Below are 12,964 nucleotides of genomic sequence, written 5' to 3' on the forward strand. Positions count from 1 at the left end.
CTGCGGCAGAGAAACTTTAGCCCAATTGCAAAAATTGACTCAAAAAAGAGTGCGCAACACGCTCAGATCTCGACCTGAACGGTGTTTCGATCCAACACTGTGCCATTCATGATACGACCGTTCTCCATGCGAACGCGGACCAATTGCCCCACCACGCCGGCACCCAGGGCCTGGCCGTCGGCCGTGACCTGAAAACCCGGGCCCTGGGCCACCACGCGCACCTGGGTGCCTGCGGCAAAGGCCTGCGGCGGCTTGACCATGGACTGGCGCAGCGCCTGCCCAGGCAGCAACATGCGGGCCGCCACCTGGCCCACCCACTGCGCAGGATCGGAAACGATGGCCGCGTTCTCGGCAGCCCAGTCCACCTCGGCCTCCATCGCGTCCCCCTGATTGAGCACCGCGCCCGAAGCCACATTGCCCTTGAGCACCCAACCCGGCCCGAAGGCCTTGACCTGCACCGGCAGGAACACATTCCAGCGCACGCTGCCTTCGGTGCAGCGCAAACCCAGGCGGGTGCGCCCCCAAAGCCGCTGCCCCGCCGGCAGATAGGGCTCCACCTTGGCGCAGGGCGCCAGGCGCAGGCGCTCGTCCAGCGAACCCACCACCACCTCCATGCGCAAAGGCATGGCCTGGGTGGACTGGCTGCGCGCCAACTCCTGATCGATCCACTGCTGGGTCAGGCGGGTGGCCTCGCTGTCCAGGTTGGCCTGCTGGGCCACGACCGGGGCGCTCCACGTGCCCAGCAACAGGCCGGCCAGGGGCAGCACACAAGCCGCCAACCGATGCAAACGGCTGCGGATGGCTTGGGGGTTGCGGGCTTGGGATGGGTTCATGGCGTTCTCCGGACACGGCCTGACGGCCTTTTGACATGGGCAACTGTAGGGCGCCGCCCCGACACGGATCGATCAAACAACCGGTCTTTCCGCGGCTTCATCGGCTGATCGGCAACAGGCCGGATTTCCATAATCGACAGCAACCCGGAGAACCCACCCGCCACCCAGACCGCCAGCCCCGCGAGAACCGACATGCTCAACAAGATCACCCAACCCATCGACTTTCAGGCCAAGGCGTTGTCCCTGCGCGCCGAACGTCAGCGGACGATCGCGAGCAACATCGCCAACGCGGACACCCCTGGCTACGTGGCGCGCGACTTCAAGTTCGCCGACGCCATGCGTGACGTCAATGCCCTGTCGGACCTGACGCTGAAGATGAGCCCGTCCAGTGACGCCTCGGCCAGTGCCGGCGGCTCCGCTGCCGCCGCGGGCATGAGCCAGCCCGGCCACATCCCCTTGCCGATGCTGTCGACCACCTCGCTGCAACAAGGCTACGCGGTGGCCTCCCAGCCCGCCATGGACAACAACACGGTGGACCTGGATCGCGAACGCGCCAACTTTGTAGACAACTCGGTCCGGTACGAGGCCACGCTGCGTTTCATCAATGGTTACACCAAGACCATTCTGAGCGCCATCCAGGGCCAGTGAACGGCTGAACAGAACAGGAAGGCCACCCATGTCGATGTTCTCGATCTTCAATGTCTCCGGCAGCGCCATCAGTGCGCAGTCGCAGCGCCTCAACGTGGTGGCCAGCAACCTGGCCAACGCCGACGCCGTGGCCGGCCCCGACGGCCAGACCTACAAGGCCAGGCAGGTGGTTTTCCAGACCGTGCCCATGGCCGACAACGGCACCACCGCAGGCGTCAAGGTCACCGCCGTCACCGAGAACAACACCCCGGGCCGCAAGGATTTCGACCCCTACCACCCGATGGCCGACGCCGAAGGCTTTGTCGCGCACTCCAACGTCAATCCGGTGGAGGAGATGGTCAACATGATCTCGGCCTCGCGCGCCTACCAGAACAACGTGGAAGTGATGAATACCGCCAAGTCATTGCTGCTCAAGACCCTGCAGATGGGCTCCTAACTACCGGCCAACAGGACTTTCACCATGACCATCTCCTTTGACGCCACCAACGGCTACTCCTACACCACCAGCACGGGGGCCAATGCCACCAGCGGCGCCTCCAGCACATCGAGCAGCACCAGCGCCAATGGCATCGGCACCACCAGTGCCGCCGACCAGCAGGACCGCTTCCTGAAACTGCTGGTGGCCCAGATGACCCACCAGGACCCGATGAACCCGGTGGACAACGCCCAGATGACCTCGCAGATCGCACAGATCAACACCGTCACCGGCATCCAGCAGCTCAACACCACCATGCAGACCATGGCCAGCCAGTTCTCCTCCATGCAGCTGATGCAGGGTGGCGGCCTGATCGGCCACGAGGTGTTGACCGCCGGGAACACCATGACGATCACCACCGGCACAGGCACAAGCGCAGGCAAGGCCACCGCCACCGGCACCTTCGATCTGCCCAGCAATGCTGCTGACGTGAAGGTGCAGATCACTGATTCCAGTGGCTCGCTGGTCGCCACCGTGCCCATGGGCACGCAGAGCGCCGGCCGCCACGACGTGACCTGGGATGCCTCGTCCTACAAGGGCACCGGGCCGCTGAAGTTCTCGGTCACGGCCAAGAACGGCAGCGCCAGCGTCACCCCCACCACCTACTCGCATGACGTGGTCAGCTCAGTGGGCACCAGCAACGGCGCCCTGGCCATCTCGCTGCAGAACGGCGGCACGGTGAGCTACGACAAGATCGTTTCGGTCTATTGATCCACGTCCCCCTCTCTCGCATCCAAGGAGCACAACATGGGCTTTCAAGCAGGACTCTCGGGACTCAACGCCTCTTCCAAGGGCCTTGACGTCATCGGCAACAACATCGCCAACGCCAACACCTACGGCATGAAGGCTTCACGCGCCGAGTTCTCGGAGCTGGTGTCTTCGGCCATTGGTGTGGCCGGTGGCGACAACGCGGGCATCGGCGTCACCGTGGGCGCCGTGTCCCAGCAGTTTTCGCAGGGTACGCTGAACATCACCGGCAACAACCTCGATGCCGCCATCAATGGCAACGGCTTCTTCCAGTTGCAGGAGGCCGATGGCTCGGCCGGCTACACCCGCGCCGGCAACTTCAAGCTCGACAAGAACGGCTACATCGTCACCAACAATGGCGCCAAGGTGCTGGGCTACCAGACCAACCCCACCACCGGCAAGCCCCTGAGCACCAGCCCCACCCCGCTGACCCTGCCCACCTCGGGCTCGATCGCAGCCAAGGCCACGGCGGACGACGCCACCACCTCGCCCACCACCTATGGCGCCACGGCCCAGTTCAACCTGCCGGCCAACGCCACGGTGGACACCACACTGACCGCAGCCGACCCCCTGCTGGGCCAGTACAGCACCACCTTCAATGCCTACGACTCGCTGGGCAACACGGTGCCTGTCTCTGTCTACTTCCAGAAGACCGCCACCGCCGGCACCTGGAACGTCTACACCAAGACCGACACCGGTGCGATCACCGCGGCCACGCCAGCCACCCTGACATTCACCGCCAGCGGTGCGCTGGACACCACCGTGTCCGGCAACGGGCAGATCAGCATCAGTGGCCCGGCCACCCCCACTGACGGGGCCAATCAGGTGCAGTTCACGCTGGATCTGACCGGCACCACCCAGTTCGCATCGGCCTTTGCCACCAACAACGTGGCCCAGACGGGCTATGCCGACGGCAAGCTCACGGGCGTGAAGATCGGCGCCGACGGCACCCTCACGGCCAGCTACTCCAACGGCACCACCCAGTCGGCTGGTCAACTGGCGCTGGCCAGCTTCCGCAACAACCAGGGCCTGATGCAGGTCAATGGCGGCGACTGGAAGGAAACCTTCGCCTCCGGCCCCCCGACCCAGGGCACACCCGGCAGCGGCAACTTCGGCGCCCTGCAGGCCGGCGCCCTGGAAGAGTCCAACGTCGACTTGACCCAGGAACTGGTCAACATGATGACGGCGCAGCGCTCCTACCAGGCCAACGCGCAGACCATCAAGACCGAAGACCAGATCATGAACACGCTGGTCAACCTGCGCTGATCCTGAACTCAGCGCTGCCACCCCGAACCCCTGAGAGCACCCCATGGACCGTTTGATCTACACCGCGATGACTGGCGCCAACGCGGCCACGCAGTTGACCAGCGTGCTGTCCAACAACCTGGCCAACGCCTCCACCAACGGCTTCCGGGCCGAGATGACGGCGTACCGCTCGGTGCCTCTGGAAGGGTCGGGGGCCAGCACCCGGGTGTTCGCCCTGGAGGCCACCACGGGCTACAAGAACAGCGCCGGCCCGGCCCAGCGCACCAACAACACCATGGATGCCATGACCCAGGGCAATTCATGGTTCTCGGTTCAGGGGCTCGATGGCACCGAGGCCTACACGCGCAACGGCGCCATGCAGATCTCGTCCACCGGCACCCTGGTCAACACGGCTGGCCTGCCCATCCTGTCCGATGGCGGGGCGCCCATCGACGTGCCCCCGAATGCCGAACTGTCGATCGGCAACGACGGCACCATCACCTCCAAGACGGCCGGCCAGCCCCCCAACACGTTGGGCCGGCTCAAGTTGGTCACCCCCACGGCGGACGACCCGCTGCGCCGCGGGGCCGACGGCCTGTTTCGCGCCGCCTCGGGCAACCCGCTGAACACCGATGCCACCGCCAAACTGCAGACCGGCGCCCTTGAAGGCTCCAATGTCAACTCGGTGGAAGCCATGGTGGGCCTGATCCAGGCCGCCCGCCAGTTCGAAAACAACATGAAGCTGCTGACCAGCGCAGAGAGCAACGACAAGGCCGCCAGCCAGTTGCTCAACGTGCAAGGTTGAGCCGACAGCGCCCCAGGAGAACCCTCATGATCAACTCGCTCTGGATTTCAAAGACCGGCATGGAAGCCCAGCAAACCCAGCTGGACGTGATTTCCAACAACCTGGCCAACGTCTCCACCAATGGCTTCAAGCGCGCCAATGCCGTGTTCGAAGACCTGATGTACCAGAACCTGCGCCAGGTCGGCTCCAACAGCACCGAGCAGTCGCAACTGCCCACGGGCCTGCAGGTTGGCCTGGGGGTGCGCACGGTGGCCACTGCCCGTTCCTTTGCCCAGGGCAGCATGCAGCAATCGGGCAACTCGCTGGACGTGGCCGTCAAGGGCAATGGCTTCTTCCAGGTCACCATGCCCGACGGCACCATCGGCTACACCCGCGACGGCTCGTTCCAGCTCGACTCGCAGGGGCGCCTGGTCACCTCGGCCGGCCTGCCCATTGCCAACGGCATCACCATCCCGGCCACGGCCCAGAGCGTCTCCATCAGCGCCGACGGCGTGGTCACCGCCACCATCCCCGGCAACACCGCGCCCCAACCCATGGGCACCATCGCTCTGGCCAACTTCGTCAACCCGGCCGGCCTGGAGCCCAAGGGGGGCAACCTGTACGCCGAGACTGCTGCCTCGGGCCAACCGGCCACCGGCACCCCGGGCGCCAACGGCCTGGGCACCGTGATGCAGGGCTTTGTCGAAACCTCGAACGTGAACATCGTGCAGGAGCTGGTCAACATGATCCAGACCCAGCGCGCTTATGAAATGAACTCCAAGGCCGTGCAGACCACGGATCAGATGCTGCAAAAGCTCAGCCAGATCTGAGCCTGACCCGGGACTGAGGTCTCGACTGAAGGATTGCCATGAACACCTCACTTTCCGCCTGGGTCGCCCGCCCTGTCGTGCGACTGACCTTGCTGGCCTGCGCGACCGCCCTGTGCACCGCCTGCGAAACGCTGGCCCCCGTGCCCAAAGTCGACGTGCTGCCCACCACCCCGCCAGACCTGGCCCCGATGACGCATGCTGCACCGGCTTCGGCCGGCAGCCTGTTCCGAACCTCGGCCTACCGCCCGGCCTTCGAAGACCGGCGCGCCCGCCTGGTCGGCGATGTGGTCACCATCCAGATCATCGAAAGCGTCACGGCCAGCACCAAGGTGTCGACCGACACCGCCCGCAAGTCATCCACCTCGTCAGGGGTCACGGCTTTCCCGTTCCTTTCCAGTTCCACGGCCAGCAAGCTGAACCTGGGCGCCAGCACCGACAACACCTTCTCCGGCAAGGGCGATGTCGAGGCCGCCAACACCTTCACCGGCACCATCACCACCACCGTCATCGATGTGCTGCCCAACGGCCACCTGGTGGTCAGTGGTGAAAAGCAGATCGGCCTGAACCAGACCGTGGATGTGATGAAGTTCTCGGGCACGGTCGATCCGCGCTCGCTGCAGCCGGGCTCCATCGTGGCCTCCACCCAGGTGGCCAACGTGCGCATCCACTCCCGGGGTCGCGGCGGCGCCGACGAAGCCCAGACAATTGGCTGGTTGTCCCGATTCTTTTCGACGCTTAGCCCGTTCTGAAAGCTTCCAGAATGTGAAGCATGAACTCCATGCTCGCATTCACAAGCGCCAGGCAAGACACCCGCCCCTGGGTCCGGTGCCTGGCGACCCTGGTCCTCATGGCCCTGGCACTGACCGGCACGCCTGCGCAGGCGATCCGCATCAAGGAAGTGGCCGCCATCCAGGGCGTGCGCAGCAACTCGCTGACGGGCTATGGCCTGGTGGTGGGACTGGATGGCACGGGTGACCAGACCACCCAGATGCCCTACACCACCCAGAGCCTGTCCAACTACATGCAGCAACTGGGCATCACCCTGCCCGTCGGCTCGGCCCAGCTGCAGCTCAAGAACGTGGCCGCGGTGATCGTCACCGCCCAATTGCCAGCCTTCGCCCAGCCCGGCCAGACCATCGACATCAACGTTTCCTCGATCGGCAACGCCAAGTCCCTCAAGGGCGGCACCCTGGTCACCACCCCCTTGCGCGGCGTGGATGGCGAGATCTACGCCCTGGCTCAGGGCAACCTGGTCGTGGGTGGCGCCGGTGCCTCAGCCGGCGGCAGCAAGGTGCAGATCAACCACCTGAGCGCAGGCCGCATCCCGGCCGGTGCCCAGGTCGAGCGTTCGGTGCCCACACCGCTGCAGGAGGGCGACACCATCAGCCTGGGCCTGAACGCCTCCGACTTCCAGACCGCCCGCCACGTGGCCGCTGCCATCAACAACAAACTCGGCAATGGCATTGCCCGCGCCTTGGATGGCCGCACCGTGCAGGTCAAGGCCCCCAACGACCCGAACGCCCGGGTGAACTTCATTGCCGACCTGGAAGAGCTGCCCATCGAAGCCATGGTGCCAGCAGCCAAGGTGGTGATGAACACGCGCACCGGCTCCATCGTGCTCAACCAGGCCGTGACCCTGGGGCCCTGCGCCATTGCGCACGGCAACCTCTCGGTCACCATCAGCTCGACCCCGGTGATCAGCCAGCCCAATGCCCTGTCGGGCGGCCAGACCGTGGTGGCCCAGAAGGCCGATATCCAGATCAAGCAGGATCCGGGCATCATCATGAACCTGCCGGCCTCGCCACAACTGGCCGATGTGGTGCGCGCCCTGAACGCGCTGGGCGCCACCCCGCAGGATCTGCTGGCCATTCTTCAGGCCATCAAGGCTGCAGGCGCTCTGAACGCGGAGCTGGAGGTGATCTGACATGGCACTCTCGCCGCTGGTCAACAACCAGCTCGCCACGGACTCGAGGTCGCTCGACAACCTCAAACTCCAGGCCGGGCAAAAAGATCCCGCCGCGATCCAGGAGGCGGCCAAGCAGTTCGAATCGCTGTTCATGCGTGAAATGCTCAAGAGCATGCGCGAGGCCACCATGAAGTCGGGCATGCTCGACAGCGCCCAGGAAAACATGGGCACCGACATGCTCGACCAGCAGTTCTCGGTGCAGATGTCAGGCAAGCCCGGCGGCCTGTCCGACCTGATCGCCAAACAACTGTCGCGCCAGATGGGCGTGCCCGAAACACCGGCCTTCGAGACCCCCAGCACGCTGTCGCTGGGCAATCGACTCAGCACCGTGCTGCCCGCCAAGTCGCAGGCCACCCCCGCGGCCACATCGGCCACGCCGGTCAAGACCACCGCCAGCCAGGCCGCCTTTGTGCAGCGCCTGCAAGGCGCCGCCGCCAAGGTCGAGCAGCAAAGCGGCATCCCGGCCAGCTACATGCTGGGCCAGGCCGGCCATGAGACCGGATGGGGCAAGCACGAGATCAAGAATGCCAACGGCAGCCCCTCTTACAACCTGTTCGGCATCAAGGCCGGGCCGGGCTGGACGGGCAAGGTCGCCACGGTGACCACCACCGAGTACGTGAACGGCGAAGCCCGCAAGACCACCGCCAAGTTCCGCGCTTACGACAATTACGAGCAGTCGTTCCAGGACTACGCGAAGCTGATCAACCAGAGCCCTCGCTACGCCAATGCCCGCCAGCAGACCGGCTCGGTGGTCGCGTTTGCCAATGAACTTCAGCGCGCCGGCTACGCCACCGACCCGTCCTACGCCAGCAAGCTCAGCAAGGCCATCAACACCACGCAGCAACTGCAGCGCAACCAACCCTGGCGAGGTGTCGCATGAGTGGCGGCCTGCTCAACCTGGGCGCGCGCGCCCTGATGTCCAACCAGGTGGCCCTGCAGGTCACCGGCAACAACATCTCCAACGTCAACACCCCTGGCTATTCGCGCCAGACCGCCGTGATGAGCGCAGTGCAGGGTGACTTCACCGGCAGCGGCTACATCGGCAAAGGCGTCGAAGTCTCGACCGTGCAGCGCGTGTACGACGAGTTCCTCACCAAGCAGGCCACCGCCACCGCGTCCATCAAGTCGCTGGACGCTGCACGGGCCGACAAAGTGGCCCAGATGGAGAACATCTTCCTCGGGGGCACCAACGGTCTGGGGCAGGCCATCAACAACACCATCAACGCGTTCTCGGACGTGGCCAACGCGCCCACCGACCTGACCGCACGCACCGTGGCCATCACCCAGGCGCAGGAAATGACCTCGCGCTTCCAGAGCGCCAGCACCCAGCTCAGCGACCTGCAGCAAAACACCCAGCTGCAGCTCAAGGACGACCAGACCGTGATCAACTCGCTGGCCCAACAACTGGCCAGCCTGAACGCGCAGATCTCCTTCGCTCAAAGTTCGGGCCAGCCACCCAACGACCTGCTGGACAAGCGGGACAACCTGCTCAGCCAGCTCAACCAGAAGGTGCAGACCACCACCGTCAAGGTGAACGACGGCACCCTCAGCATCTTCCTGGCCAACCAGCCGCTGGTGCTGGGCGCCCAGGCCGCGACCGTGAACTTCACACAGCCGATTGAATTTCCGGGCGACGGCAACACCCTCAAGCTCACGATCACCCAGGCCGGGAACGGTCAGACCACAGAGGTTGACGAGAACGCCCTGGGGGGCGGCGAAGCCGTGGGCCTGCTGCGCTTTCACAACACCGACCTGGCCGAAGCCCGCAACCTGCTCGGGCGCATGGCGGTAGCGGTGACCACGGACATGAACGAGCAGCACTTTGCGGGTGTCGACCTGAATGGCAACACCGGCAAGGCCTTGTTCGCACCGATCACCATGACCGCCATTGCCGGCGCCACCAACAGTGCCCCCGCGGCCACTCTGGGGGCCTATGTGGCCAACGACCAGGCCCTGGACGTGGCCACCTACACCATCACCCTGGGGGCGCCCTCGGGCGGCAGCCCGACCATCGCGAAGGTGATGGCCAACACGGCCAACGGGCCCGTCGACGTCACCAGCAGCATGGTCACCACCGCCGGGCCGCCGCCCTCCTACACCGTGGGGGGCCTGTCCATCAATGCCCTGCCCAGCAGTGCCGGTGGCGCCGCCGGCGACACCTTCTTGCTGCGCCCCTACGACACGGCCGCCAGCACCATGAGCGTGGCCCTGTCCTCGCCGGCGTCGCTGGCCATGTCGAACCCGGTCGTGGCCACACCGGCGGCGGCCAACCAGGGCACGCTGTCCGTCAAGGCCATTGCTGCCGCACCGGCATCGCCCGCCAGTTGGGCCCTGCAGACCGGCAGCCCGGCCACCTACTACGCCAACAACGCCAACCTGAACGACACGGTGCAGATCACCTTCACCAGTGCCAACCAGTACAACGTGGTGGATACCACCACCAGCACCACACTGGTCACAGGCGCCAACTACACGCCAGGCCAGGCCATCAGCTGGAATGGCTGGAACCTGACCCTCACCGGCACACCGCAGACCGGTGACAGCGTCACGGTGAAACAACCCACCACGGGCATCCAGAAAAACGACGGCGGCAATGCCAAGTCCATGCTGGGCCTGGCCTCGCGCAGCGTCACGGCCGACCAGACCCCGATGTCCGACCTGTACGCCGGCCTGATGGCCCAAGTCGGTGTGCGGGCCCAGAGTGCCCAGTACGCGGCCGATGTCTCGGGCTCGATCGCGGCCAACGCCGAAGCCGCCCGCACCTCGGTCTCGGGGGTCAACCTGGACGAAGAAGCCGCCCACCTGCTTCAATACCAGCAGGCCTACCAGGCTTCGGCCAAGATCGTGTCGACCGCCCAGAGCATCTTCGACACCTTGCTGCAGGTCATGCACTGACCCAACCCATTGAGTGGCTGAAAGGCAGACACCATGTCCAACTTCTTCGCCCGCGTCGGATCGGCCGACGCCTATGCCTCCGCCATCAACAACATTGGTGGCCGCCAGTCGCGGCTGACCCAGTTGCAGGGCAATCTGACGTCCGGCAAGCGCGTGCTCAAACCCAGCGACGACCCCACAGCGGCCGCCCAGGCCGAGCGCGCCATCACCCGCTCGGCCCAGGTCACCATCCAGCAACGCGCGCTGTCACTGCAAAAAGACAATATGTCGCACGCAGAAACCGTGCTTGGCCAAGCCAGCGATGCGATCCAGTCCTTTCGTGAACTGCTGGTGCAGGCCGGCAATGGCGCCAACACCGCCAGCGACCTGGGCACCATCACCTCGCAGCTGACCACCCTGCGCAACCAACTGCTGACCTACGCCAACACCACCGATGCCAACGGGCAGGCCCTGTTTGGCGGCCTGGGCAGCACCAACACCCCCTTCGTCGAGCCCAATGCCACGGCGGGCGTGGTGTTCGCAGGCCTGGGCGGGCAAACCAATGGCACCGACCTGACCATTCCCAACACCATCGATGGTCAGGCGGCCTTTGCCAATGTCAGCCCCACCACCGGCGCCTTCGCCATCAGTGCACAGTCGGCCAACACGGGCACGGCCACCGCCAGTGCCGGCACCATCCTGGTCCCCACCTCACCCAATGTGCTGGCCGGCAACAACTACCAGATCAATTTCACCTCCGGGACCACCTACACCGTCACCAACCTGTCGGCCACCCCACCGACCACCTCGGGCAGCCTGACCATGTCCGGCAGCACTGTGACCTTTGGCGGCGCCGGCAACGCCGATCAACAGATGACCTTGACCGGCACCCCCGCGGCCGGTGACAGCTTCACGGTCAAGCCCAAGGCCTCGATCTTCGACGTCATGGACAGCGCCATCGCGGGCATCAAGAACGCCAGCAGCGGCACCAGTGCCCAGGCCTCGGTCAGCGGCTCACTCGCCTCGCTCGACAACGCCTACGTCTCGGTGCAGGCGGCACGGGGCCTGGCCGGTGACTACCTGAACCAGGCCGACGTGATTGACTCGAACCAGCAGACCAAGGCGGTCCAACTCGAAGGCGACCGCTCAAGAGCCGAAGATCTGGATATGCTTCAGGGGATCTCGGACTTCCAGAACCAGACCACAGGCTACCAGGCGGCGCTGAAGTCCTATGCTCAGATCCAGAGCATGTCCCTGTTTGATTTCCTGAAGTAGCACATCGAATGGTCCAATCCGTCCTGGGCAGCATCACCCTCGGCTACCGCCCTCTGTGGGGTCGCAACCGCGAACTGGCCGGTGTCCAGCTGCGCGTGGCCCCCGAGCCGGCCATGCCGGTCGACGCCCCCCACCTGCTGCGCACGCTCGACGAGCTCTGGACCGCTGACGCGCCACCCTTGCTGCTGTGTGCCGAGACCCCGGCCCTGCTGGCAGGCCTGCTGGAACACGGCGACGCCCAGTCACCCCAGATCGAGGTGCCCGGTGACTGGCTGGAGGCCGACGGCGGCTTGCAGAGCCGGGTGGTTCAAGCCCATCGACGTGGCCTGCGTGTGATCTGGCGCGGCGATGTGCGCCACATGCCGCCGCCCGCCCCCGACCGCCCGGTGCACCGCTGCCTGCTGAATCTGCAACCCGAAGACGCTGCCGCCGCCCTGCAGGCCGCACTGCAGCAGAAACGCCAGCCCAACGCGCCTTCCACCGCCTTTTTGCGCAGCCCGGTGCAGCCTGGGCACTACTACGAGAACATCGCCAGCGCCGCCCTGATCGACCACTGCCTGGACCAGAAACACGGCCTGGCCTTGCTGGGCTGGCCCGACGACGACGTTCTGTACGGCCACCGCGGGCGCGAACTGGCCCCGGCACGCAGCATCATCGAGCGCCTGTTGCGCGCCATCGGGCAAGACCAGTCCATGGACATCATCGAAGACATCCTGAGCGAAGAACCCATTCTGAGTTACCGCTTCCTGACCCTGACCAATTCGGCCGCTTTAGGCCTGCGCACCGGCATCGACTCACTGCGCCGAGGGCTGATGATGATGGGCTACACCCAGCTGGAGCGCTGGCTGGTCGGCCAGTTGCCCCACGCCGGCACCGACCTCAACCTGCAACCGGTGCGCCAGGGCATGGTGCTGCGGGCCCGCCTGATGGAGCACATCCTGGACGCCGGCATCGAAGAAGACCTGCGCCGCGAGGTCTACCTGTGCGGCCTGTTCTCGCAACTCGACGTGTTGATGAACGAGCCCCTGGGCAGCATCCTGCACCGCCTGCCGCTGTCCGAACGCATCTACTCGGCCAACGTCACCCAGTCCGGCCCCTACCTGCCGGCACTCGATCTGGCCCGCGCCATCGACAGCGCCGACACGGCCACCGTGCGGGCGCTGCGCCACGCCCATGAGCTCGACACCGAAGACCTGAACCGCGCCCTGCTGCACACCTTGCTGAGCCAGCACGTGCCGGCCAACGCGGCCACCCGCAGCTGAGGCGTCAGCAAGCTGGCGGCCCGCC

Annotated in this window: 13 protein-coding genes; 12 read left to right on the top strand and 1 reads right to left on the bottom strand. The window is 65.6% G+C overall.

The genetic code is table 11. The annotated features are described in order from the left end of the window. Positions 1-62: 62 nt before the first annotated feature. Entirely contained in the window at positions 63-833 is a 771-nt protein-coding gene (gene flgA / locus AC3WUT_RS21995) for a flagellar basal body P-ring formation chaperone FlgA (protein WP_492349223.1), read from the bottom strand. Between the two features lie 192 nt (positions 834-1,025). Here flgA and flgB point away from each other — a divergent pair, with 192 nt between their 5' ends. The 12 genes from flgB to AC3WUT_RS22055 are packed head-to-tail and all read left to right on the top strand — an operon-like array spanning position 1,026 to position 12,939. Further along, positions 1,026-1,481 (top strand): flagellar basal body rod protein FlgB, encoded by a 456-nt coding sequence (gene flgB / locus AC3WUT_RS22000; protein WP_492349224.1) that lies wholly within the window; start codon positions 1,026-1,028, stop codon positions 1,479-1,481. A 28-nt stretch (positions 1,482-1,509) separates the two neighbouring features. Beyond that, positions 1,510-1,917, top strand: coding sequence for a flagellar basal body rod protein FlgC (gene flgC / locus AC3WUT_RS22005; RefSeq protein WP_492349225.1), 408 nt, complete (start codon positions 1,510-1,512; stop codon positions 1,915-1,917). A 24-nt stretch (positions 1,918-1,941) separates the two neighbouring features. Beyond that, complete coding sequence (locus AC3WUT_RS22010) at positions 1,942-2,667, top strand: flagellar hook assembly protein FlgD (RefSeq protein WP_492349226.1); 726 nt, start codon at positions 1,942-1,944, stop codon at positions 2,665-2,667. Between the two features lie 36 nt (positions 2,668-2,703). Next, on the top strand, positions 2,704-3,969 hold the full coding sequence (gene flgE, locus AC3WUT_RS22015) for a flagellar hook protein FlgE (RefSeq protein WP_492349227.1): 1,266 nt from the start codon (positions 2,704-2,706) through the stop codon (positions 3,967-3,969). A 43-nt stretch (positions 3,970-4,012) separates the two neighbouring features. Next, on the top strand, positions 4,013-4,753 hold the full coding sequence (locus AC3WUT_RS22020; RefSeq protein WP_492349228.1) for a flagellar basal body rod protein FlgF: 741 nt from the start codon (positions 4,013-4,015) through the stop codon (positions 4,751-4,753). A 26-nt stretch (positions 4,754-4,779) separates the two neighbouring features. After that, positions 4,780-5,562, top strand: coding sequence for a flagellar basal-body rod protein FlgG (gene flgG, locus AC3WUT_RS22025; RefSeq protein ID WP_027476397.1), 783 nt, complete (start codon positions 4,780-4,782; stop codon positions 5,560-5,562). Positions 5,563-5,600: 38 nt separating this feature from the next. Next, positions 5,601-6,311 carry a flagellar basal body L-ring protein FlgH gene (locus AC3WUT_RS22030; protein ID WP_492349229.1) on the top strand — a complete coding sequence of 237 codons (711 nt, stop codon included), beginning with the start codon at positions 5,601-5,603 and terminating at the stop codon, positions 6,309-6,311. Between the two features lie 20 nt (positions 6,312-6,331). After that, positions 6,332-7,486, top strand: coding sequence for a flagellar basal body P-ring protein FlgI (locus AC3WUT_RS22035; protein WP_492349230.1), 1,155 nt, complete (start codon positions 6,332-6,334; stop codon positions 7,484-7,486). Position 7,487: 1 nt separating this feature from the next. After that, on the top strand, positions 7,488-8,408 hold the full coding sequence (gene flgJ / locus AC3WUT_RS22040; RefSeq protein ID WP_492349231.1) for a flagellar assembly peptidoglycan hydrolase FlgJ: 921 nt from the start codon (positions 7,488-7,490) through the stop codon (positions 8,406-8,408). Next, positions 8,405-10,423 (top strand): flagellar hook-associated protein FlgK, encoded by a 2,019-nt coding sequence (flgK, locus tag AC3WUT_RS22045; protein ID WP_492349232.1) that lies wholly within the window; start codon positions 8,405-8,407, stop codon positions 10,421-10,423. The genes flgJ and flgK overlap by 4 nt, the downstream gene beginning before the upstream one ends. Before the next feature lie 33 nt (positions 10,424-10,456). Then, complete coding sequence (gene flgL, locus AC3WUT_RS22050; protein WP_492349233.1) at positions 10,457-11,677, top strand: flagellar hook-associated protein FlgL; 1,221 nt, start codon at positions 10,457-10,459, stop codon at positions 11,675-11,677. 8 nt (positions 11,678-11,685) lie between these two features. Then, a complete protein-coding gene (locus AC3WUT_RS22055) occupies positions 11,686-12,939 on the top strand; it encodes an HDOD domain-containing protein (RefSeq protein WP_492349234.1) in 1,254 nt (417 codons plus the stop codon). Positions 12,940-12,964 lie beyond the last annotated feature (25 nt).

The organism is Curvibacter sp. EU05-FHT14A10 (assembly GCF_058791075.1).